24 protein-coding genes and 2 riboswitches are annotated in these 22,794 nt (G+C 62.6%); of the genes, 10 read left to right on the forward strand and 14 right to left on the reverse strand.

Annotation, left to right across the window (positions count from 1 at the left end):
* The first annotated feature begins 16 nt into the window (after positions 1-16).
* From K328_RS24390 to K328_RS0115895, 5 genes are all read left to right on the forward strand, one after another.
* Positions 17-478 carry a MarR family winged helix-turn-helix transcriptional regulator gene (locus K328_RS24390; protein ID WP_036554662.1) on the forward strand — a complete coding sequence of 154 codons (462 nt, stop codon included), beginning with the start codon at positions 17-19 and terminating at the stop codon, positions 476-478.
* A gap of 66 nt (positions 479-544) precedes the next feature.
* A complete protein-coding gene (locus K328_RS0115880; RefSeq protein ID WP_028466816.1) occupies positions 545-823 on the forward strand; it encodes a hypothetical protein in 279 nt (92 codons plus the stop codon).
* A 137-nt stretch (positions 824-960) separates the two neighbouring features.
* Positions 961-1,230 carry a PepSY domain-containing protein gene (locus K328_RS0115885; protein WP_028466817.1) on the forward strand — a complete coding sequence of 90 codons (270 nt, stop codon included), beginning with the start codon at positions 961-963 and terminating at the stop codon, positions 1,228-1,230.
* Complete coding sequence (locus tag K328_RS24395) at positions 1,230-1,790, forward strand: cytochrome b/b6 domain-containing protein (RefSeq protein ID WP_051284983.1); 561 nt, start codon at positions 1,230-1,232, stop codon at positions 1,788-1,790. Before K328_RS0115885 ends, K328_RS24395 begins: the two co-directional genes overlap by 1 nt.
* A 10-nt stretch (positions 1,791-1,800) precedes the next feature.
* Positions 1,801-2,343 carry a helix-turn-helix transcriptional regulator gene (locus K328_RS0115895; RefSeq protein WP_051284984.1) on the forward strand — a complete coding sequence of 181 codons (543 nt, stop codon included), beginning with the start codon at positions 1,801-1,803 and terminating at the stop codon, positions 2,341-2,343.
* Here the strand turns inward: K328_RS0115895 and K328_RS0115900 are convergent.
* The 9 genes from K328_RS0115900 to K328_RS0115940 form a co-directional block, all read right to left on the reverse strand.
* Positions 2,340-2,807 carry a YbaK/EbsC family protein gene (locus tag K328_RS0115900; protein WP_028466819.1) on the reverse strand — a complete coding sequence of 156 codons (468 nt, stop codon included), beginning with the start codon at positions 2,805-2,807 and terminating at the stop codon, positions 2,340-2,342. The two genes, K328_RS0115895 and K328_RS0115900, sit on opposite strands and share 4 nt — an antisense overlap.
* 203 nt (positions 2,808-3,010) lie before the next feature.
* Positions 3,011-3,814: a calcium-binding protein gene (locus K328_RS0115905; RefSeq protein ID WP_051284985.1), complete on the reverse strand. Its 804-nt coding sequence runs from the start codon at positions 3,812-3,814 to the stop codon at positions 3,011-3,013.
* 106 nt (positions 3,815-3,920) lie between these two features.
* Complete coding sequence (locus K328_RS0115910; protein WP_036554665.1) at positions 3,921-5,261, reverse strand: ATP-binding protein; 1,341 nt, start codon at positions 5,259-5,261, stop codon at positions 3,921-3,923.
* A 2-nt stretch (positions 5,262-5,263) separates the two neighbouring features.
* Complete coding sequence (locus K328_RS0115915; RefSeq protein WP_028466822.1) at positions 5,264-5,920, reverse strand: response regulator; 657 nt, start codon at positions 5,918-5,920, stop codon at positions 5,264-5,266.
* A gap of 153 nt (positions 5,921-6,073) precedes the next feature.
* Positions 6,074-6,784 carry an HAD family hydrolase gene (locus K328_RS0115920; RefSeq protein ID WP_051284986.1) on the reverse strand — a complete coding sequence of 237 codons (711 nt, stop codon included), beginning with the start codon at positions 6,782-6,784 and terminating at the stop codon, positions 6,074-6,076.
* Positions 6,785-6,790: 6 nt separating this feature from the next.
* Positions 6,791-9,676 carry an aminomethyl-transferring glycine dehydrogenase gene (gene gcvP / locus K328_RS0115925; RefSeq protein ID WP_028466824.1) on the reverse strand — a complete coding sequence of 962 codons (2,886 nt, stop codon included), beginning with the start codon at positions 9,674-9,676 and terminating at the stop codon, positions 6,791-6,793.
* A gap of 70 nt (positions 9,677-9,746) precedes the next feature.
* Positions 9,747-10,118: a glycine cleavage system protein GcvH gene (gene gcvH / locus K328_RS0115930; protein ID WP_028466825.1), complete on the reverse strand. Its 372-nt coding sequence runs from the start codon at positions 10,116-10,118 to the stop codon at positions 9,747-9,749.
* A gap of 25 nt (positions 10,119-10,143) precedes the next feature.
* The gene (gene gcvT / locus K328_RS0115935; protein WP_028466826.1) at positions 10,144-11,241 is read right to left on the reverse strand and encodes a glycine cleavage system aminomethyltransferase GcvT; all 1,098 of its coding nucleotides are present in this window, start codon (positions 11,239-11,241) and stop codon (positions 10,144-10,146) included.
* Positions 11,242-11,286: 45 nt separating this feature from the next.
* A riboswitch (glycine riboswitch) is annotated at positions 11,287-11,385 on the reverse strand.
* A riboswitch (glycine riboswitch) is annotated at positions 11,386-11,476 on the reverse strand.
* A gap of 55 nt (positions 11,477-11,531) precedes the next feature.
* The gene (locus K328_RS0115940; protein ID WP_028466827.1) at positions 11,532-12,074 is read right to left on the reverse strand and encodes a hypothetical protein; all 543 of its coding nucleotides are present in this window, start codon (positions 12,072-12,074) and stop codon (positions 11,532-11,534) included.
* Positions 12,075-12,239: 165 nt separating this feature from the next.
* Between K328_RS0115940 and ispH the strand changes: the two genes are divergently transcribed.
* From ispH to K328_RS0115960, 4 genes are read left to right on the forward strand one after another with little or no spacing between them, the layout of a single operon-like run.
* Entirely contained in the window at positions 12,240-13,184 is a 945-nt protein-coding gene (gene ispH / locus K328_RS0115945) for a 4-hydroxy-3-methylbut-2-enyl diphosphate reductase (RefSeq protein WP_028466828.1), read from the forward strand.
* Between the two features lie 4 nt (positions 13,185-13,188).
* A complete protein-coding gene (locus K328_RS0115950; protein WP_028466829.1) occupies positions 13,189-14,148 on the forward strand; it encodes a homoserine kinase in 960 nt (319 codons plus the stop codon).
* Positions 14,148-14,579 (forward strand): ribonuclease HI, encoded by a 432-nt coding sequence (gene rnhA, locus K328_RS0115955; protein WP_028466830.1) that lies wholly within the window; start codon positions 14,148-14,150, stop codon positions 14,577-14,579. The genes K328_RS0115950 and rnhA overlap by 1 nt, the downstream gene beginning before the upstream one ends.
* Positions 14,576-15,790 carry an MFS transporter gene (locus K328_RS0115960; RefSeq protein ID WP_028466831.1) on the forward strand — a complete coding sequence of 405 codons (1,215 nt, stop codon included), beginning with the start codon at positions 14,576-14,578 and terminating at the stop codon, positions 15,788-15,790. Before rnhA ends, K328_RS0115960 begins: the two co-directional genes overlap by 4 nt.
* Here K328_RS0115960 and K328_RS24400 read toward each other — a convergent pair.
* From K328_RS24400 to K328_RS0115985, 5 genes are all read right to left on the reverse strand, one after another.
* Positions 15,787-16,203 carry an SRPBCC family protein gene (locus K328_RS24400; RefSeq protein ID WP_051284987.1) on the reverse strand — a complete coding sequence of 139 codons (417 nt, stop codon included), beginning with the start codon at positions 16,201-16,203 and terminating at the stop codon, positions 15,787-15,789. The genes K328_RS0115960 and K328_RS24400 overlap by 4 nt on opposite strands.
* A gap of 81 nt (positions 16,204-16,284) precedes the next feature.
* On the reverse strand, positions 16,285-17,064 hold the full coding sequence (locus tag K328_RS0115970) for an ABC transporter ATP-binding protein (protein ID WP_028466832.1): 780 nt from the start codon (positions 17,062-17,064) through the stop codon (positions 16,285-16,287).
* Complete coding sequence (locus tag K328_RS24405; RefSeq protein WP_051284988.1) at positions 17,061-18,038, reverse strand: FecCD family ABC transporter permease; 978 nt, start codon at positions 18,036-18,038, stop codon at positions 17,061-17,063. Before K328_RS24405 ends, K328_RS0115970 begins: the two co-directional genes overlap by 4 nt.
* Entirely contained in the window at positions 18,035-19,018 is a 984-nt protein-coding gene (locus tag K328_RS0115980; RefSeq protein WP_028466833.1) for a FecCD family ABC transporter permease, read from the reverse strand. Before K328_RS0115980 ends, K328_RS24405 begins: the two co-directional genes overlap by 4 nt.
* Positions 19,015-20,076: an iron-siderophore ABC transporter substrate-binding protein gene (locus tag K328_RS0115985; RefSeq protein ID WP_245577571.1), complete on the reverse strand. Its 1,062-nt coding sequence runs from the start codon at positions 20,074-20,076 to the stop codon at positions 19,015-19,017. Before K328_RS0115985 ends, K328_RS0115980 begins: the two co-directional genes overlap by 4 nt.
* A 295-nt stretch (positions 20,077-20,371) precedes the next feature.
* On the opposite strand from K328_RS0115985, the gene K328_RS0115990 reads away from it, so the two are divergent.
* On the forward strand, positions 20,372-22,789 hold the full coding sequence (locus tag K328_RS0115990; RefSeq protein ID WP_028466835.1) for a GcvT family protein: 2,418 nt from the start codon (positions 20,372-20,374) through the stop codon (positions 22,787-22,789).
* Positions 22,790-22,794 lie beyond the last annotated feature (5 nt).

The following is a 22,794-nucleotide window of genomic DNA, read 5'->3' on the forward strand; positions in this document are numbered from 1 at the left end:
CTCTCTGGAGAGATCCATGACGGACCCGCATTCGGAAAAGCACCAGCCGCCTCATCTGGACGACTTTCTGTGTTTCGCCCTCTACAAGGCGCATCACGCCATGAACCGGTTCTACAAGCCGCTTCTGGGAGAGCTCGGGCTGACCTATCCGCAATATCTGGTGCTGATGGCCCTGTGGGAGCAGGACGATCAGAGCGTCGGTCAGCTTGGTGAGCTGCTGCATCTTGAATCGAACACCCTGACGCCTTTGCTGAAGCGGCTTGAAAGTGCAGGGCTGGTGCGCCGCCGCCGTACCGCCAACGACGAACGCCAGGTGCAGGTTTCCCTTATGCCGGAGGGGCGGGAGCTGAAGCAGAAGTCCTGGGACGTCGCGGCCTGCCTGTTCGAGACCATCGGCATGAGCCGGGAGGAGATTGGCACACTGGTCGAGGATCTGAATGGTGTCACCGGTGCCGTGGTTGCCGGGCGGGGCAGATAACTTGCCTCTGCCTTTTTGTCGGCTAAATCATGGCTATGATGGGTTGTCCTGACAAAGGAGCCATAGATGAAGACTCTACCGTCGCTAGCCGTACTTCTTGGCCTGTCCATGGCCGTCGCCGCGGGACCTGCAAGGGCCGCCGAAGAGCCGCCTGCAGACACGATCGAGCGCGGAGCGCAGATGGTGCTCGACGGCCTGCGCGCTTTCTTTTCCTCGATCCCGCAATACGAGGCACCGGAAGTCCTGCCGAACGGCGACATTATCATCCGCCGGGTCAATCCGAAGGGCGGGCAGCCGGACAAGCATGACGGCGACGAGAGTGAGGACAAAGGCCTAAAGCTCTGAGCTAATCCTGCGCGTAAGCATCCGCTTACAGGGCTTCTCATAAGCGAAAAGCGCATTCCGTAACGGTATGTCATGCGCCATCTGCAGATCACCGGCGGCAATCATGTTGTCGGACAATCTGAAGATTGGAGACAGTCATGAAGAAGCTGATGCTCGGTGTCTGCGCTGCGGCGCTCATCGCCATTCCCCTGGTTGGTTACAGCGTTGCCGGAACCGACAGCAAATCCGGCGAGCGGCTGTCGGATGCACAGGTCCGGACCCTGCTCGAAAAGCAGGGCTACGAAATTATCCGGTTGGAACACGACGACGATGAGATCGAGGTCTATGTGAAACGCGATGGTGTGACGTGGGAGCTGGAACTCGATCCGGTGACCGGTAAGACCCTCGAACAGGAGCGCAAGGACTGATGGACGGGAGCCGCCCGGTGCCCCTTCGGCTCTGGGACCCGGTCGTCTGCATCACACACTGGACCGTCGCGGTCTGCGTCCTGCTGAATTTCACTGTCGTTTCGGAACATTCGGAGCTGCATGAATGGCTCGGTTATGTGGCGCTCGCGATGGTCGTGTTGCGGATGATCTGGGGCGTCGTCGGAGCCCGACGCGCCCGGTTCTCTTCCTTTCCGCCCAGCCTGACGGCCGCGCGGGATCGTGCCCGGACCATGTTAAGTCCCGGCAGGCATGGGCATGGAGAGGCAAACCGGTCCCACAATCCTCTGGGCGCGCTGATGGTCTATGGGCTGTGGGGCATGTTGTTCGCGGTTGCCGGAACGGGCATCCTGCTGGAAAATTTCGGTGAGGCCAGCCAGATTGGCGAGGTTGCCGAAGAGGTGCATGAGGTTACGGCAAATCTCCTGGTTCTCATGGCCGCCTTGCATGTCGGCGGTGTATTGCTGGAATCGAGACTTTCCGGGATCAATCTGATCCGGCAAATGACATGGAGCCGGCGCGGCAAGTCCGGGCCTGTGTGAGGGGGCATTCTTGGGCGACACTGATTCAAAAGCCAGATTGCGGCGGCGGGTCTATGGGCTCGCCGCCGTTCTTGTTCTGCAGTCCGTTTGCGCGGTGTTCTTTGTCGGCGACGCGATCAGGGATCTGCACTTCTCCGGCTTGTCCGGGCACGATGTGCTGGAGGCGGCTGTTGCTGTCGCACTTGTGTCAGGCATCGTCTTCGGTGCAATTGAAATGCGCCGGACGATCGAGCAGGCGGGACGGGCGGAAGAAGCTGTAACGATTGCGTCCGGCGCGCTTGGTACGATGATCGGAGAGCATTTCAAGCACTGGCAACTGACTGGTGCCGAAGCAAACGTTGCGATGCTCGCCATCAAGGGGTTCGAGATAGCGGAAATCGCGGAGATCCGAAGGACCGCGGCAAGCACTGTCAGGGCCCAGCTTACCCGCATCTATGCCAAGGCCGGGGTGACCAGCCGCTCCCAACTGGTCAGCCTGTTCATTGACGATCTGCTCGGCGGCCCGTTGCCAGGGATGGAGGCGACGGAAGAAACCTCTTCGGCCGAGCGTTAACCGAGATCTGCGATTGTGGCGCCGGTGGCGTCACGAAGCGCGGTGCCGGTGATCTCGAACACCGCATTCGGCGCACCGGCCGCCGCCCAGACTGTTCCGAAGCCAAGCAAAGTCTCGTCCATCCAGGTCGTGACCGGGGTCAGATGTCCGAGCGGGGAGACACCGCCGATGGCGAAACCGGTGATCTCGCGGACTTCCTTCGGATCGGCCCGTTCCAGCGGCTCGCCAACCAGCGCCGCCGCCTTTTCCAGATCCACCTGATTGGCGCCGGAGACCAGCAGCAGTTTCAGCGCCCCCGTCTCGCCACCCTTGAAGATCAGCGACTTCACGATCTGCGCAATATCGCAGCCGCAGGCGGCGGCGGCTTCGGCGGCGGTCCGTGTAGAGTCCGGCATACGCAGGATCTCGATGGTCAGCCCGGCCGCCTCGGCGGCTGCTTTCACACGATTGACGCTCTTGCTCAAGGGGGTCCGTCTTTCAGGAGGGGGGCAAGAGAGGAGTGGAGCGCAGGCGCGAAGGAGTCGTCAATCGCCAATCGTCAACCGATGGCAGCGGCGCATGCCTCTCTATTGGCCGTGCGGAATTGGGCGGGCTCTTCAACCGGGGTTGAAAATAAAGAACGAGCCCCGCAACAGAGATTGCGGGGCTCGTACACATTAATCTGAAATCAGATGATCAAGAAGTCTGCCGCACTGAGATCGCTTGGCGCGACGCCGATAAGGGTGACAGTGTTGTCCCCACCGAGCGCGATCACCGCATCGCCGTTTTCGTTCTCGGTAACCCGAGACAGCAATTCCTGAGCGCTTTCGGGACCATCGTTGGCATCACCCTCGACATCAATCGGGTCCCACGCGATGACATCACCGTTGTCCGGGGCGAAATCATAGACCGTGTCCTGACCGGACTGGCCTGCGAACACGAACGTGTCGGCACCGGCTCCGCCGGTCAGCTGATCGTCATGGCGGCCGCCGTTCACTATGTCGTTGCCGTCACCGCCGTCGATCGTGTCGTTGTCCCGCCCGCCATGCAGCCAATCATTGCCAGCGCCACCATCCAGCGTGTCATTGCCGAAGTTGCCATAGGCAAAATCGTCTCCGTTCCCGCTGAGGACGGTATCGTTGTCTTGTCCCCCGTAGAGAATGTCGTACCCATCATCTCCGTCGAGGTGATCGGAGCCAGTGTTGCCGTAGATGATGTCATCGTCGGCTTCGCCATAGAGATCATCATCGCCGTTTCGGCCATACAACAAGTCCGAGCCGATGCCGCCATACAGATCGTCATGACCTTCGTGCCCTTCCAGATGGTCATCATCCAGATCGCCGTAGTCATCATCGTCATCGTCATCGTCATCGCTATCATAAAGATGGTCGTAATGATCATCTTCATCATCATCGTCGTCGTCGTCATCATGGGCGAGTTCTGCGAACAACTTTTCGTTCCAGTCGTCATCGAGTTCGTCGAAGCTAGCCATTAGTTTCTCCTCGGCTCCATTCGCGACGAGAGTCGCCGTATAGCGTGCAACACTCTCACGCAAACCTGACGTGAACCTGACAGCTTTGAAAAAAACGGTTGGGTTACTAAAAGCGGATGATCGCCTCGAACCCGTCATTGCGTCCGGTCGTCGGGGACCGGAGTTCGAGCGTTCCTCCAGCCTGCTCCACGATCGTCTTCACGATCGCGAGCCCGAGGCCGCTGCCTTCGGATCTGGAACGACCGCGGGAAAACCGGTCCGTCAGGTGAGACAACTTCTCACCGGGAACGACAGCGCCTTCGTTGATCACCCGAATCGAACAGTCTTTCCCGATCAGCACGATCACCGTGCAATCCTTCGCGCCGTGAACCAGGGCATTTTCAATCAGGTTCCGGAGGGCGATCGCGAGCGCATCGAGATCGGTCTCTACAACATCCTGACCTTCTTCGTCGGTCTCATTGACGAGCTTCACCAGCCCTGCATAGGGTGTCTTGCGGTCGAATTCATCCACGAGATACTGTGCGACGTAGCCGAGTTTCATCGGCTCGCGTTTCAGGGCCACCCCGGCTTCTGCTCTTGAAAGCTGCAGCAGCTTCTCGACCAGGCCACCAAGCTCACGAAGGATCTCTTCGATCCGTCTAACCCGATCCGTTGCCGGATGCTGCTGAAGGTCAGCCTTGAGGCGGGATACCTGCGCCAAGGCAGAGGCCACGGGTGTGCGCAGCTCATGAGCGCTGCTTGAGGCAAAGGCGCGTTCCGCCTGCAGTGATTTCTGCAAGCGTTCGAGCAACCGATTTACATCTTCCACAATCGGGCTCAGTTCCTGCGGGAGTGATTCATCGTCGATAGGCGCTGTGTTACCGCCTCCGCGAGAAGCGATCGACGCGCGGACGCTTGTAATCGGACGTAGCGTTCCCAGAACGAAACAGCGAACGATGAAGGCGGAAAGGGGCAACAACACGAACAAAGGCGCGGTCAGGGTAAGCACCAGATTGAAGAGTGCTTCGTCACGGTGATCCAGGGCTTCGGCGACCTGGATGAAGACATCCTGGCCGGCACTCGGCTCGGTATAGACGCGCCAGCCATTCCGGTTCGCGTAGCCTGGGGTCAGGGGTGTCTTGAAACCCTGCTTCGGCGCATCGTGCGAACGGATGAGCACGCGGCCGTCTGATGCCCGGATCTGGTATATGAGGTATTCTTCATGCTCTGCGACAACGATCTCTTCGCGGATCTCGCGCGACCATTCCACGGGCTCGCCTCGCTCCTTCAGGTCTTCGACCGCAAGTGGCAGCAATCGCTGCGCGATTTCCTGAAGTGCGCTGTCGAATACCTCGTTGAATTCGTATCGGATAACAAACGCGGTCGTTACCGCCGCCGCGATCCAGAGGAGTGCGAGAGCCGCGCTCAGGCGGACAGTCAATCGCTGCGTAAGGCTCCATCGTGCCATATTCAGATCACCAGATTGTAGCCCACGCCCCGCTGCGTGTTGATCAACTCGGCGCCGAGCTTTTTCCTTAAGCGGCTGATATGCACCTCCACCGCGTTGCTTTCGACTTCCTCGCCGAACTCGTAGAGCGCTTCCTCAAACTTTTCCTTCGATATGACCGTGCCGGGTCGGCGTGAGAGCAGATCGAGTATCGCCCATTCCCGCCGCGTGAGAGCAATTTCCGCACCGTTCTTTCGAACCAGCTTTGCCGTAATATCGACCGAGACGTCACCGAAATCGACAACCTGCTTCAGATTTCCAACATAACGTCTGATCACCGCATGAATGCGCGCCGACAGCTCTTCCAGATCGAAGGGTTTTACAAGGTAATCGTCCGCACCGGCGTTAAGGCCTGCGATCCGGTCGCTGATCTGGTCCTGTGCGGTAAGGATGAGCACAGGGCAGCTACTACCCCGCTCACGCATGGACTTGAGCAGATCAATACCATTTCCGTCCGGCAGATTCAGATCCAGAAGCAAGAGCTCGTAGTCAGTTGCGACAGCCGCCGCGTCTGCATCGGCCAGCGTCTGCACCCAGTCGACGGCATGGCTCTCGCTTCGAAGCTGCTCCTGGACAGCCGCGCCAAGATGATGCTCATCCTCAATCAGGAGTATGCGCACGCAAAGCCTCTCTCAACTGGTTGTGACGACATGTCGTTCCGTCAATGCCGCACACCTTCCGGCAATGCCGCTGGAAATGCAAATATCCGGGCTCGTGGTCCAACACGCGGCACATAGGAGCCGATTGGCTTGGGCCGCTTCCGGAACGGGCTGTTATAAGGGGGGCGGCTTGAGGATGGAGTGACGAAGCGATTGAAGCGCGGGTGACCGGAAGTCGTCAATTAAGAGATCAGCCCCGATGAGTGGAGCTGGATCGCCCGCACCGGTAATTGCGACTGAAAAGACACCGGCGCCGATGAGCGCGGTCAGCCCGCTTGGCGAATCCTCGAACCCGATTGCCGCCTCTGCCGTGCAGCCGATGCGAGAGAGGCCTTCCAGATAAGGTCCCGGGTCCGGTTTACCCAAGGGCACTTCTTCCGCGACAACAATTGCGTCGAAGCGGTCCGCAAGGCCAAGCGCGCGCAGCATCAGATCCGCATTCGCCCTCGGTGCGTTGGTTACAACGGCGGTTTTCAGACTGTGCTCGGCGGCCCAGTCCAGAAGCTCGGTCAGTCCTGGCATTCTGTCCAGCTGGACGACGCTGTTCCGGAACAGCTGCTCCTTCAGGTCGACATACTCCCGGCCCTTGCCTTCGGGATCTTCGGGAAACAGAAAGTGTCGGATGTCGTCATTGGCGCCGCCATGCAGGTGCGCTTCATAGTCTGGCCGGGAAATCTCGCGGTCGAATGTCGCGAGAGCGGCGTTGGTCGCGTCGACATGCAATTCGGCGGTGTCCACGAGCGTGCCGTCGAGATCGAACAGCAACGCATCGAGACGGAGAGGGACGGGGCGCTTGCCCGTCCCCTGCAGGATACTGCCTTGCACCGTTACTTACTCTGCCGCGTCCTGATAGGCCTCCAAAGGCGGGCAGGAGCAGATCAGGTGCTTGTCGCCGTAGGCTTGGTCGATCCGGGCGACCGGCGGCCAGTATTTGTTGCTCCGCAGGCTTTCGACCGGGAAGGCGCCCTGGGCGCGGGAATACTTCCGGTCCCAGTCGTCCGCCATCAGATCTCCGGCCGTATGCGGGGCATGGGCCAGCGGGCTCTCGTCGCGGGAGAGCTTGCCTTCCTCGATATCGCGGATTTCCTGCCGGATGGCGATCATCGCCGCACAGAACCGCTCCAGCTCGGCCAGCGGCTCGCTTTCGGTCGGCTCGATCATCAGCGTGCCCGGCACCGGGAAGGACATGGTGGGGGCGTGAAAGCCGTAATCCATCAGGCGCTTGGCGACATCGTCGACGGTAACGCCGGTTTCATCCTTCAGCGGGCGCAGATCGATAATGCATTCATGCGCAACCAGCCCGTTCTTGCCCTTGTACAGCACCGGGAAATGCTCTTCGAGGCGCTGCGCCAGATAGTTGGCGGAGAGGATCGCGACCTCGGTCGCTTTCTTCAGGCCGTTGGCGCCCATCAGCTCGATATAGCTCCAGGAGATCGGCAGGATGCCGGCGCTGCCGTATGGCGCGGCGCTGACCGGGCCGATGGCGGTTTCCTGGGCGTTCATGTTGCGATGGCCCGGCAGGAACGGCGCCAGATGCGCGCCGACGCCGATCGGGCCGACACCGGGTCCGCCGCCACCATGCGGGATGCAGAAGGTCTTATGCAGGTTCAGGTGGCTGACGTCGGAGCCGAACTGGCCCGGCTTGCAGATACCGACCATGGCATTGAGGTTGGCGCCGTCCATATAGACCTGCCCACCATGCTCGTGGATCAGATCGCAGATCTCGGTGACAGTCTCCTCGAACACGCCATGGGTCGAGGGATAGGTGATCATCAGGGCGGCGAGGTTGCTGCTGTGCTGCTCTACCTTGGACGTCAGATCGGCCATGTCGACATTGCCGTCATCGTCGCATTTCACGACCACGACCTTCATGCCGGCCATCGCGGCTGACGCCGGGTTGGTGCCGTGCGCGGAGCTCGGGATCAGGCAGATATTGCGATGCCCTTCGCCCCGGCTGGCGTGATAGGCGCTGATCACCAGCAGGCCGGCATATTCGCCCTGGCTGCCGGCATTCGGTTGCAGGGAGACGGCGGCATAGCCGGTGATCTCGGCCAGCATCCGCTCCAGCTCCGAGATCATCAGATGATAGCCCTCGACCTGATCGCGGGGGGCAAAGGGATGGATGTCGGAGAAAGAAGCCCAGGTGACCGGGATCATCTCGGTCGTCGCGTTCAGCTTCATGGTGCAGGAGCCGAGCGGGATCATCGAGCGGTCCAGCGCCACGTCCTTGTCCGCGAGACGGCGCAGATAGCGCAGCATCTCGGTCTCGGAATGATAGCTGTTGAAGGCCGGATGGGTCAGGAAGTCCGAGCTGCGTTCCAGCTTTGCCGGAATGGCGTCCGGGGTGCGGTCGGCGACGGCCTCGTAGGTCAGTTCCTTCATGCTGTCGAAGGCCATCATGGCCCAGAGCCGTTCGACCAGCTCGCGGGTGCAGGTCTCGTCCAGAGAGATGCCGACACTGTTCTCGAAGATGCGCAGATTGACGCCTTCGATGCGGGCCGCCTCGATGACGGAGCCGGTCCAGTCGTCCGTCTGCACGATGATGGTGTCGAAGAAATTATCGTGCGCGATGGTGTAGCCGAGCTCGCGCAGGCCCTGTGCCAGGATAGCGGTCCGGCGGTGCACCCGGCGGCCGATCTTGGTCAGCCCGTCCGGCCCGTGATAGCAGGCATAAGCCGCCGCCATGACGGCGAGCAGGACCTGGGCGGTGCAGATGTTACTGGTCGCTTTCTCGCGGCGGATATGCTGCTCGCGGGTCTGCAGGGCCAGCCGGTAGGCCGGGTCGCCATTCTTGTCGACCGACACGCCGACGATGCGGCCCGGGATGGAGCGCTTGTACTCGTCCTTGGTGGCGAAATAGGCCGCGTGCGGGCCGCCGAAGCCGAGCGGCACGCCGAAGCGCTGGCTGGTGCCGATGGCGACATCCGCGCCGAACTCGCCCGGAGGGGTGAGGTGGGTCAGGGCGAGCAGGTCCGCCGCGACCACGGCAAGTGCGCCCTGGGCATGGGCTTTCTCGACGATACCGGCATAGTCATGCACGGCGCCGTTGGTGTCCGGATATTGCAGCAGGACGGCAAAGGCGTCTTCCGGCAAAGCATCGTTCTCATCGCCGACCAGCACGGTCAACCCGGCCGGCGCGGCGCGGGTCTGCAGAATGTCGATGGTCTGCGGATGGCAATTCTTTGAGACGAAGAAGACGTTGCCCTTGTTCTTCGAGGCCTTGTGGCAGAAAGCCATGGCCTCCGCTGCCGCCGTGCCTTCGTCCAGCAACGATGCATTGGCGATTTCCAGACCGGTCAGATCGCCGATCATGGTCTGGAAGTTTAGCAGCATTTCCAGCCGGCCCTGGCTGATTTCCGGCTGGTACGGCGTATAGGCCGTGTACCAGGCCGGGTTTTCCAGGATGTTGCGCTGGATGACGGCCGGCACACGGGTGCCGTAATAGCCCATGCCGATCAGGGTGCGGTTCACCGTGTTGGTGTTGGCATATTGCCGGAGCTTCTGCAGCACCGCGCTTTCGGTCTGCGCGGGCGGCAGGTCGAGCGGCTCTTTGATGCGGATCTTTGCCGGAACGGCGGCATCGATCAGGGCGCCGAGGTTCTCGTAGCCGAGCGCCTTCAGCATCGTTGCCTGATCTTCCGGGCCGGGGCCGATATGACGGCGAATGAACTCTTCGCTTTCTTCCTGTTCGGCGAAGGCCAGCCTGTTGTCCATCATCTCTTCTGCTCCTTGTGGCCCGCAGGCCATACGTCATCTCGTGCATCAGGCGCCCGAACGGCGCCCGGCCTCAGGCCTCCGCGTGCGCCTTGTAGGCGTCCGCGTCCATCAGGGCGTCGAACTCGGCCTTGTCGGAAATCTTGATCTTGTAGAACCAGGCAGCGCCTTCAGGGTCGCTGTTCACCAGATCCGGCGTGTCGGCCAGTGCCGCATTGGCCTCGACTACTTCACCGGTCACCGGTGCGTAAAGCTCGCTTGCGGCTTTCACGGATTCAACGACGGCGGTTTCGTCCCCCTTGGCGACGGTCTTGCCGACATCCGGGACTTCCACGAACACGACTTCGCCAAGCTGTTCCTGGGCGAAATCGGTAATCCCCACTGTGCCGATCTCGCCGTCGAGATCGATCCATTCATGGTCTTCGGTAAAGCGACGCTCGCTCATATCTGATCCCCTCTGGTGCTTTGTTTTAACGTTTGTAGCCATTCGGGACGAACGGCATTTTGGCGGTTTTGGCGGGCAGGGCTTTGCCCCGAACGACAACATTTACAGCGCTACCGGCGGCTGCGTGTTCGGTGGTGACGTATCCCATGGCCAGCGGTGCTTCGAGGCTCGGCCCGAAACCGCCGCTGGTTATGGTGCCGATACTGGTGCCGTCCGGCGCCTGGATCTCGGTGCCTTCGCGGGCGGGAGCGCGGCCGTCCGGCAGGATGCCGACGCGTTTCCGCGGGGCGCCGCTCTTGATCTGGTCGAGAATGATTTCCGCGCCGGGAAAGCCGCCTTCCTCCCGCCGGCGCTTGCCGATGGACCAGGTGAGGGCGGCTTCGACCGGCGTCGTTGTCTCGTCGATATCGTGGCCGTAAAGGCAAAGCCCGGCTTCGAGGCGCAGGGAATCCCGGGCGCCAAGCCCGATGGCTTCCACGTCATTTTGGGCCAGAAGTTTGCGGGCGAGTGCATCGGCCTGATCGGCGGGCACGGAAATCTCGTAACCGTCCTCGCCGGTATAGCCTGACCGGGTGACGAAGCAGGCTGCCCCGTCCACATCCATTTCGGCGCCGGTCATGAAGCTGAGCGTCGCGGCGGCCGGGGCGAGGGCGGAGAGCGCCGCCTCGGCGCCGGGGCCCTGCAAGGCGATCAGCGCGCGATCTTCCAGAACGGTGATTTCGGAGGAAAGGTGCGCCCGCATATGGGCAATATCCGCGTCCTTGCAGGCCGCGTTGACGACGACCATCAGGCCGTCCTCGATCCGGCAGACCATCAGGTCATCCAGAATGCCGCCCTTGTCGTTCGTGAACATGCTGTAACGCATCTGGCCGATCGCGAGTCCGTCGAGATCGCCCGGCACCAGCCGTTCCAGGTCGCGTGCCGCGTCGGCACCGGTCAGCTTGACCTGGCCCATATGGGAGACGTCGAACAGCCCGGCCTTGGCGCGGGTGTGCAGGTGCTCGGCCTTGACGCCGGCGGGGTACTGGACAGGCATGTCATAGCCCGCGAACGGCACCATCTTGGCGCCGAGCTCGACATGCAGTCCGTGCAGGGGAGTCTTGAGAAGGGTCGGTTCCGTCATGGCACTCTCCGGTCAGCGTAAAGGCATCCCGGCGAAACGCCGGAACCTGCCCCCTCTGTCGCTAACCTGAGAGATTCACCCGGCGAACTCTGTGCCGGGCTTTCACCGTGGGTGAGGCGGTTTCCCGCCTGCTTTCCAGAAGTTCCTCGCCTCAAGGTCCTTTTGCCTGAGAGTTTCCGGGGGCGGTTGCTCCTTCGGCGCCGACCATGTGGCCGGTCTCTCCCTTGAGGGTCGTCGGTAGTGGCGAAACAATAGTCGCCGCCCAACAAAAAGAAAAGGGGCGTTGGTGACTAGCGCCGCCGTGCCCGGTTATAGGCGAGCTGTTCCGGGGTGAGCTGGAAGCCGATCAGCACCCGATATCTGTTCAGGGTTTTTTGGTCCGCCGGATAGGGGATGGTCGGCTCGAACTCGTCCTTGATGGCGACGCGGCGCAGGTTGCCCTTGAACGGCAGAGTGTTGTCGAAGGTCTGTTTGGCGATGACGACACCGGTCTCGTCCGCGATGGCAAGGAAGTAGGTCACCGCCGCCTGATTATCCTTGTTGGCCGGGCCGCGGGTGGCAATGACCTGGAACGCGATATCCATCACCAGCTCGTCGCTCTCGAAATTGCAGATCGCGCTGAGGCTGGCCAGTTGAGCGTCGAATCGGACATCGGTGAGATCGCCGACGGCACCGTCTGTAAAGACCGTCACATGGTCCAGATCGTTGACGAAATTCGTCACCGGGCAACCCGGGGGCGGGGCCTCGTCACTGGAGCAGGCGGCCACGAACGCCAGCAGCACTAGCGGCAGCAGGGCGCGGGTTGGAAAGCGGAATCGCGATTGAGAAAACATGGCTCAGCTCTGCTAGGGTTCGGTCGGCGCACACACTACTCGCTCGCAGGCGCCCCCGCAATTGGCGAGGGTGCCCGTGTTAAATGGTGCAGCAGACCCGCAAATGGGCATGGCCTGCTTCCGTCTTCTATGGACAAGTTTTTACCGAGGGACTACATCGCGGGCATGAACAAAGCTGATCTCACAATTCTGCTGGCCACGCCGCGCGGATTTTGCGCCGGGGTGGACCGTGCGATCCAGATCGTCGAGCGCAGCCTCGAGAAGTACGGCGCGCCGGTCTATGTCCGGCACGAGATCGTGCATAACCGCTATGTGGTCGAGGGCCTGGAAAAGAAGGGCGCGATTTTCGTCGAGGAGCTGGACCAGGTGCCGCTCGACGCGCCGGTGGTGTTCAGCGCACACGGCGTGCCGAAATCGGTTCCGGCCGAGGCCGAGCGGCGCAACATGGTCTATCTCGACGCCACCTGCCCTCTGGTCAGCAAGGTGCATCTGGAAGCCGAGCGGCATCTGAAGCAGGGTCGCCATATCATCCTGATCGGCCATGCAGGGCACCCCGAAGTGGTCGGCACCATGGGGCAAGTACCGGACGGCGCCATCACGCTTGTTGAAACACGCGCGGATGCCGAGACGGTCAGCTTCGAGGGCGATCCGGATCTTTCCTTCATCACCCAGACCACGCTTTCGGTGGACGACACGGCGGAGATTGTCTCGGTCCTGCAGCGTCGGTTCCCGAAGATGATCGGGCCGGCCAAGGAAGATATCTGCTACGCCACGACCAACCGGCAGGAAGCGGTAAAAGCCATATCGGAGCGTTGCGACGGCATGGTCGTCATCGGCGCCCCGAACTCCTCCAACTCCAAGCGTCTGGTGGAGGTCGCCAAGGGGCGCGGCTGCGCCAGATCGCTGCTGATCCAGCGTGCCGCCGATATCGACTGGGACTGGATGGCCGATGTCTCCGTGCTCGGCATTACCGCCGGGGCCTCTGCGCCTGAGATCCTTGTCGACGAGGTGATCGAGGCCTGCCGGGCTCATCGCACTGTCACCATCGAAGAGGTGACGGTCGCCCGCGAGGACGTTCATTTCAAATTGCCCCGCGAGCTGGCGAGTTAAGTTCTTGGCCGTTTACACGTCTATTTCCGACGAGGACCTCGCGTCCTTTCTCGCCGATTACGATATCGGCGATCCTCTGTCCTTTTCAGGCATCGCCGAAGGGGTGGAGAATTCGAACTTCATGGTCCGGACCACGACCGGCACCTACATCCTGACGCTCTATGAAAAGCGGGTGAACCCTGACGATCTGCCGTTTTTCCTCAATCTGATGAACCATCTGGCGGGCAAGGGCCTGTCCTGCCCGCGTCCGGTTCCGAAAAAATCCGGCGAGACGCTGAGCAGCCTGAATGGCCGCCCGGCGGCGGTGGTGACCTTCCTCGACGGGATCTGGCACCGCAAGATCATGCCGGTGCATTGCCGGGCGCTCGGTACGGAAATGGCGCGGATGCACCAGATGGGCGCCGATTTCGAGATGATCCGGGAGAACAGCCTCTCGGTGCGCTCCTGGCGGCCGTTGCTGGAATCCTGCGGGCCGCAGGCGGACAATGTGAAACCCGGTCTCTATGGGTTTCTCGACGAGGAAATCGGTTTCCTGGAGGAGAACTGGCCGACGGACCTGCCGCGTGGCGTGGTTCATGCCGACCTGTTCCAGGACAATGTCTTCTTTCTCGGCGACGAGTTGTCCGGCTTCATCGACTTCTATTTCGCCTGCACCGACATGCTGGCCTACGACCTCGCCATCTGCTTGAACGCCTGGTGTTTCGAGAGTGACGGCAGTTTCAATATCACCAAGGCGCGGTTGATGATCACGGCCTATGAAGAGGTTCGGGACCTCTCCGATGCGGAGCTTTCCGCTCTGCCGGTACTCGCGCGCGGCGCTGCCACCCGCTTTCTGCTGACGCGTCTGTATGACTGGCTGAACCACCCGGAAGGGGCGTTCGTGAAGCCGAAGGACCCGATGGAATATCATCGCAAGCTGAGCTTTCATCAGAGCGTCTCCTCCAGCGCGGGCTACGGCATCTGATGATGAAGAAACGGGTCGAGATTTATACTGACGGTGCCTGCAGCGGTAATCCCGGCCCCGGCGGCTGGGGGGCGATCCTGCGCTATGGCGATACCGAGAAAGAACTCTCCGGCGGCGATAAGGAGACGACCAACAACCGCATGGAGATGATGGCGGCGATCACATCGCTGGAAACCCTGACCCGGCCGATGCATGTGGACCTCTACACAGACAGCACCTATGTCCGCGACGGCATCACAAAGTGGATTCATGGCTGGAAGAAGCGTGGCTGGCGCACCGCCGACAAGAAGCCGGTGAAGAACATGGAGCTGTGGCAGCGCCTTGAGGCCGCCGTCGAGCGTCATGAGATCGAGTGGCACTGGGTCAAGGGCCATGCCGGCCATCCCGAGAACGAACGGGCGGACGAGCTGGCTCGACTGGCGATCCCGTGAGCGTCGGCGCCGTGGCGCCTGCTTCCGAGCGGACCCGCTGGGACATTGTCGCGCTCGCCGTTGGTGCGGGTGTCGTCGCCGCCCTTCAGGTCGGTAAAGTCCCCCCCGCCCTTCCGGCCCTGCGGGCCGATCTGGATCTCTCTCTGGTCGGTGGTGGCTGGCTCGCCTCCCTGCTGCATCTTTTCGCGGCCCTGTTCGCCATTCTCATCAGCATGGCCACGGACCGAACCGGTCCCGCCCGGCTGTTGGTCGCGGCGATGCTCGTCATCGCGGCAGGCTCGGCGCTCGGTGCAGCTTCCGGCTCCACGTTCGCCTTGTTCGCCGGGCGGGCGCTGGAAAGTCTCGGCTTCGTTGCCACCTCGATTGCCGCGCCGACCCTGATCGTTGCCGCCGCCAGACCAATGCATCGGTCGCTGGCGCTTGGTTTCTGGTCCGCCTATTTCCCCATTGGTGCCGCGATTGCGATGGTTGCCGCACCGGTGCTGATGGCCGCCGCAGGATGGCGCGGGCTCTGGCTTGCGGATGCAGGCATCTGTGTTCTCTTCGCCGGTATTCTGGCTGTTCTAACGACGCCTTCACGTTGGCCCGGTGTGCCCCGGCCCAGCCGGGAGCGCGGTTTCAGACAGGTGCTCGGGACATTGCGCCTGCCGGGGCCCTATCTGTTCTCAACCGCCTTCTTCCTTTATGCCTGCGCGATCTTCGCGCTGATGACCTGGATGCCGACCTTTCTGATCGAGCGGTTGGGCTATTCCCTCGAAGGCGCTGCTCTGATCGGCGCCGCGGTGGTGCTGGTCAACATTGTTGGAAATCTTGGCGCAGCCTGGCTGATGCACCGCCAGGTACCGCGCTGGCTCATCATCGCCATCAGCTTTATCGGGATCATGGGAACGGCCTGGTTCGTCTTTGCCGGCGGTGCCCCGGACGGCCTCCGGGTGCCTGCTGCGATTGCCATGTCCTGCATCAGCGGTGTTCTGCCTGCCGCCTGCCTCGCCGGTGCGCCGTCGCATGCCCGGACCGCTTCCGAGGTTGCGACATGCAGCGGCGTGGTTGTGCATGGCTCCAATCTCGGCAACCTGCTGGCAGCCCCGATCTTCGCCACGGTGGTGACCTATTTTGGCGGCTGGTCGAACGGCCACCTGCCGATGATCGGTCTCGGCGTGGCCGGCCTCGTTCTGGTTTTCTGGATCAAGCTTGTGGACGGGAGCCGCTAGGCGGCGCCGAACCGTGCCACCAGTGCATCGAAGCCGCTCTTGTAGATGAACTGGATGATGCCGTTCGCCTTGGTCTCATTGCCTTCGTCCGGGGCGAAGGCGGAGCACCAGCGGACAACGCAACCGCCGTCTGTATCCTCGACCGACATCCAGGCCGAGTAATTTTCCAGCGGGAAGGGCTTGCCGAGGATGGCATAGCGTAACCTGCGGCCGTCCTCGTCTCGCTCCAGCTGCACTTCGTCGAAGGTTGGCCCGCCACCACCGGATGTAAGACGCCGGATGCCGCCTTCGCCGATGGTTTCGCTTTTTTCGACGGCCGGGTGCCATTTGTCGAGATTGAGGAAGTCGCCGACGACTTCCCAGACCTCCGCGGCGGGTGCCGCCAGCTTCACGCTCATATCCACAGTTGCCATGTCCGCCTCCCTCAAGAACTGGAGCTAGCAGAGTAATCCCAGATGCGGATAAGGCAAGGTTCCGGGTCGGCTTCCGGAATGTCAACGCGGCACGATCATCGGTGTGCCGGTCACGGGGTCGGGCGTGACCATGGCTTCGAGACCGAAGGCGTGCCGCAGATTATCCTCGCTCAGGACTTCGTCCGGCGCTCCGGTTGCGACCAGCCCTGAGGGGCCAAGCAGGACCAGATGGTCCGAATAGCGGGCCGCGAGGTTGAGATCGTGCAGTACGGTGATGACCGTGGTGCCGTCCCGCCGGTTGCGTTCCCGCAACAGGGTGAGGACTTCGAGCTGGTGGCGCAGGTCAAGCCACGTGGTCGGCTCGTCCAGCAGCAGGTAAGGCGTGTCCTGCGCCAGTACGAGGGCGATCCATGCTCGCTGGCGCTGCCCGCCGGACAGCGTGTTGAGCGGGCGGTCCATTTGGTCGTCCAGGCCGACATGCCGTAGGGCGGTGGTGCATTTCTCCAGATCCTGCGCGCTCCAGGCCGCCAGCAGCCCGCGCCACGGTGTCCGGCCGCGCTTGATCAGCTCCATGACAGTGATGCCGTCAGGCGCATTAGGCGCTTGCGGCAGGATCGCCATGCGTCGGGCCAGAGCCCGTGTGTCGAGGGCGAAGACATCTTCTCCGTCCAGGGTGACGGTCCCCCGCGACGGACGGAGCAGTCTGGCAAGGGCGCGGAGCAGGGTGGATTTCCCACAGCCGTTCGGGCCGAGAATCGAGGTTACCTGCCTGTCCGGGAAGGCGAGCGACAGGTCGTCGATCACGGCCCGGTCGCCATAGCCGAGGGTGAGCCCTTCGGTTTTCAGAACGGTTTGCGTCACAGGTCCCCCGTCTCCATTTCCCGTACCAGAAGCCAGATCAGATAAGGCGCACCCAATATTCCCGTCATCACCCCGACCGGCAATTGCAGGCCGGGAATGGCCGCCCTTGCCGCCAGATCGGCCAGCACCGTGATGATGGCGCCTGCCGCCGCCGCCGAAGCCAGCCGGCCTGCGGGGTGCCTCGCGCCGGTCAGTCTTGCCCCCAGCGGGGCGGCCATCAGGGCGATGAAAGGAAGTGGGCCGGCTACGGCGACGCCGGTTGCGGCAAGCAGCACGCCGGTCAGGGCCAGTAGCCCGCGCGACCGGGAAATCCGTGTGCCCAGTCCGGTGGCGAGGTCGTCCCCCAACTCCAGCAGCGAAAGGGAGCGGACCTGCAAGGCGAGGGCGAAAGTCAGGGCCGCGCCCAGGCCGAGAACCTGAAGCGCATGGCCCCAGTTCCGGGCGGCAAGCGATCCCGTCAGCCAGCGCTGCGCCTCGGTGGCTTCCTGGTGCGGCAGACGGGTCATAATGAAACTGCTGGCAGCGGCGGCGAAGAAACCGACCCCGAGCCCGACGAGGATGAGTGTCAGGGGCGGCTGCGATCCATTCCGGTCTGTTGCCAGGAAAATCACGGCGCCGGCCGCGACCAGGCCGCCGATGGCGGAGAATAAAGGGATGGGAAGGGCGATCCCGGCGGACACCCCCCAGATCGCCGCCAGCCCGGCACCGGAAGTGAAGCCCATGACGTCCGGCGAGGCGAGGGGGTTGCGCAGCAGGATCTGGAAGATCGCACCGGACATGCCGAGCACAGCGCCCGCGCCGAGTGCCGTGCCGACGCCGGGGCCGCGCAGCACCCGAAGGAACAGCGCGCCTTGGCCGGACCCGTGCCAGAGCCCGTCCCACAGCGCGGCGGGGCCGATCATGACCTGACCGACAGAAAGGCTGAGCAGTATCGCGAGCAGGAGAAGGGCGATGACGAGCAGCGTGCCTTTCATGTCAGCGCTCCGGGTCTCAGGCGTCTCGCGATCCAGATGAAGACCGGCGCCCCGATCAGGGCGGTCATGATGCCGACGCGGATTTCCGCCGGGGCAATCAGCAGGCGCCCGGCCGTATCCGCCAGCAACAGGATGGTGGCGCCAAACAGGGCGGAGATCAGAATTTCGAAACGCAAGGTGTGGCCGCTGATGCGCCGTGCCAGCGGCGGTACCATCAGGCCGAGGAAGGCAATCGGACCGGCGATCGACACGGCGGCCCCCGTCAGCATGGTCACGACTGCGAGCGCGCCGAGCTGAATGCGCCCCGGCCGCGTGCCGAGGCCCTTGGCGAGCCCGGAGCCGAGAGCCAGAGCCTCCAGCCTGGGTGCCAGGAGCAGGGCCAACCCGGCACCGAGGGCGGCAATGGTGCTCATTTCCAGCAGCGGGCGCACATTGGCCTGGGCGAGCGATCCGGCGGCCCAGAAGCGGAAGACTTCCAGCGCTTCGGTCCGCGTCAGCACGATGGCGGAGACGAGCGACATCAGCAGTGCATTGAGGGCGATCCCGGCGAGCGTCAACCGGACCGGGCCTGTCTCGCCGCGCAAGCCCCCGCCGATGGCGAAGACGGCGAGCGATGCCAGGGCGGCGCCGGGAAAGGACAGGGCGGCGATGAACCCGCCATCCGCCCGGCCCAATAGGAACGCACCCAGCACGATGGTGAAAGCGGCGCCAGCATTGACGCCCATCAGGCCGGGATCGGCCAGCGGGTTACGGGTGAGCGATTGCATGATGGACCCGGCCATGCCGAGGCTCGCACCCGCTGCCAGTCCGGCGATCAGGCGCGGCAGACGGATATCCCGGACCACGATATGCAGCGGGTTTGTTTGATCGAACGCCGTAAGGGCATGCCAGATCTCCGGCACGGGAACGGAGCGCACACCGGCGGCGAGAGTCGCGATGGCGGCAAAAACCAGCAGCAGGACGGGAAGGGCGAATCTCACCGGGTCAGCCCGGCCTTGACGCTGGAAGGCACGGGCGTATCCGTGCTGCCGTCGACGGCGAGGGCGATATCGCTCTCAAGGGCTTTCAGGGCAAAAGGCAGTGACAGCACGCTGCCGAACGACAGGGCGCCGGCAATGAACGGGCCGGCGAATACCTCGCGCCCCTGCCAGTGAGCGTTCAGGGTCTTGCGCATGGGGAGAGCGACGATGTCTGGCGCCTTGTCGACGGAGGATATCCAGATCAGCAGATCGGCATCGAGCGGGGCCAGGTCCTCCGGTGACAGCCGGGCAAAGAACGAGTCCGGCGCGGACAGGCTGGCGATCGCATCGGGCGCTGTAAATCCCAGCTCCTTCAGGAAGGTCGCCCGAGTATCGGTGCCGATAAACGCGCCGGTCTCGCCGCTATAATGATAGGCGCAAACGGCAGTCTTTCCTTCCCATTCCGGGTGGGCTTGCCGGGCGCCGGCAAAGGCGCCTCTGGTTTCCGCGATCAATTGCTCCGCCTTGTCGGCCTTGCCTGCGGCCCGGCCGAGAATGCGTGTAACCACATCCCATGACGTGCCGTATGCGTCATGGCCTTCCGGCTGCATCAGCACCGGTGCAATCTGTGAAAGCAGATCGTATTCCGCCCGGGAAATACCGGAGCCGATGCCGACGATCATATCGGGTGCGAGCGAGGCGACGATTTCAACGGAGACTTCGCCGGAAATCAGTGTCGGTTTGCCGTCGCCGAGATACGGGGCCGCCCAGGGCCAGACGCCGTAAGGCAGGTTCCCGTACCATTCGCGGATTCCAACCGGCACGGTGCCGAGCGCCAGGAGAGGATCGTGTGTCGTATAGCCGAGAGAAACCACCCTTTTGGCCGGTTTCGGCAGAACGGTCTCGCCGAATGCATGCTTGAAGCGGAGTTCCTGTTCCGACGCGAAGGCGGGTGGGGTAAAGACTGGCGGTGCGGCAAGGCTTGCGAGGAGCAGCCCGCCGCCGGCCAACAGTGCGCGGCGGCTCGGCTGCATGCAGGACGGTGTCGCCGAATTGCTCTTCTTTCCCGCGTCTTCCACGTCTCGTCTCCTGCAGGCCCGGCCGGGCACCGGCATTGCCAAAGATAGCCAGGCACCGGCAACGCCAAAGATATGCGGCTGAAATCGTTCGATGATGCGCGTAGGTCTATGGAAAATGCGAATGCAAGTCAATTGCGTCCGGGGCCCGGCGCCGATCTCTTCACGCAATGCTCAATTTCCGACGAAACCGCCGCGCTCCATGTCGCCGCCCGGCGCGCTTCGTTTCGGCCGGCCTGATGCACTAGTGTCAGATTCAAGACCGCCGGGCGCGCCGGTGGCGAGGGGAGACATATCGATGAAATCGCATGCGCAAGTCGTTGTTATCGGCGGGGGCGTCGTTGGCTGCAGCGTTCTCTATCACCTGACAAAACTGGGCTGGAAAGACGTGGTCCTGGTGGAGCGCAGCGAGCTGACATCGGGCTCGACCTGGCACGCGGCGGGCGGCATGCACACGCTGAACAGCGACCCGAACGTCACCAAGCTGCAGAAATACACCATCGATCTCTACAAGGAGATCGAGGAGATTTCCGGTCAGGCGACCGGGGTGCATCTCTCCGGCGGCATCATGGCTGCCGGGACGCCCGAGCGGCTCGACTATCTGAAGACGATGGTCGCCAAGGGCAAATATATGGGCCTCGATATCGACTTTATCTCGCTCGACGAGGCGCAGCGCCTGCATCCGCTGGTCGATGCCAGCCATTTCACCGGCGCCGTCTACGATCCGAACGAGGGCCATGTCGATCCGTCCGGTGTAACCAACGCCTATGCCATCTCGGCCCGGAAGGGCGGTGCGGAAATCTATCGCCACACCAAGGTCGAGGAACTGGTCGCGGAAAAGGACGGCACCTGGTCCGTCGTCACCGACAAGGGCACGATCCGGTGCGAGAAGGTGGTGAATGCGGGCGGCCTCTGGGCCCGCGAGATCGGCCGCATGACCGGGCTGGAATTACCGGTGCTGGCGATGGAGCACCATTACCTGATCACCGAGCCGCTGGACGAGATCAAGGCGCTGGATGCCGAGCTGCCGCACCTGATCGACTTCGAGGCGGAGATCTATACCCGCCAGGAAGGCCAGGGCTTCCTGCTTGGCACCTACGAGAAAGCTTGCGTCCCCTGGTCGCCGCACCAGACGCCGTGGGATTTCGGGCACGAGCTGCTGCAGCCGGATCTCGACCGGATCGCGCCGTCCCTCGACATCGCCTATCAGCACTTCCCGTTCCTGGCGAATGCCGGCGTGAAGTCGATGATCAACGGGCCGTTCACCTTCGCACCGGACGGCAACCCGCTGGTCGGCCCGGTGCCGGGCCTCAAGAACATGTATCTCGCCTGCGGTGTGATGGCCGGGTTCAGCCAGGGCGGCGGCGTCGGTCTGGCGCTGGCGCAATGGATGATCGAGGGCGAGCCGGACATGGATATCTATGCCATGGATTGCGCCCGCTTCGGCTCCTACGCGACCAAGGGCTATACCTACGAGAAGGTGAAGGAAAACTACTCCCGCCGCTTCTCCATCACTTTCCCGAACGAGGAGCTGCCGGCGGGCCGTCCACTGCGCAAAACCGCGATCTATGACCGGCTGGCGGCGCAAAATGCCGTGTTCGGTGCGTCATATGGGCTCGAACATGCACTCTGGTTCGCGCCGGAAGGCATGGAGCCGGTGGAGAATGTGACCTTCGGCCGCTCCAACGCTTTCGGCCCTGTGGCCGAAGAGTGCAAGGCCGTGCGTACCGGCGTGGGCATGATCGAGATTTCCAGCTTCGCCAAATACGAGGTGACGGGCGAGGGGGCGGAAGCCTGGCTGTCCGAGCTGATGGCGAACAAGATGCCGCGCACTGGCCGCATGGTGCTGACGCCGATGCTCAATCGTCAGGGCAAGATCATCGGCGATTTCACCATCGCCAAGCTGGCCGACGACCGGTTCATGGTCTTCGGCTCCGGCATCGCGGAAATGTTCCATCTGCGCTGGTTCTGGGATCACCTGCCGGAGAGCGGCGTCGCCATCCGCAGCCGTTGTCAGGAACTTGTCGGGCTCTCCATCGCCGGCCCGAAATCGGCCGATCTGCTTGCCAAGCTGACCCATGAGGATGTGTCCACCGAAGCCATGCCGTTCATGTCCTTCCGGGAGATGGACCTCGGCATGCTGAACGCCATGGTTGGCCGGGTTTCCTTTACCGGCGAGCGCGGCTACGAGATCTGGGTGAAGCCGGATTACCTGATCACGCTCTACGACATGCTGGTCGAGGCCGGTGCTGAATTTGGGCTGAAGCATTTCGGCGGCAGGGCACTCAATTCCCTGCGTTTGGAAAAGAGCTTTGGCGGTTTCCGGGCCGAATTCACGCCGGATTATTCACCTTTCGAGGCCGGACTCGACCGCTTTGTCGACATGTCGAAGAACAGCTTCATCGGCCGTGACGCGCTGGCAAAAGAACAGGAAAGTGGCGGTGGGAAATACAAGCTGATCACGCTGACCATCGATGTCGAGGACATCGATCCGATCGCCGACGAGCCGATCTTCCATGACGACAAAGCCATCGGCTGGGTGACATCGGGGGGCTACGGTCACTTCACGGGCAAGAGCATAGCCATCGGGTACGTGCCGAAGGAGTATGCCGCCACGTCAGACGGGTTCGAGGTCGAGATTCTCGGCAAGATTCTGAAGGCACACCGGGTGGCCGCGCCGCTGCACGACCCGAAGGGCGCCCTGATGCGGGGCTAAGCGCC

The organism is Nisaea denitrificans DSM 18348 (assembly GCF_000426505.1).
GTDB lineage: Bacteria > Pseudomonadota > Alphaproteobacteria > Thalassobaculales > Thalassobaculaceae > Nisaea > Nisaea denitrificans.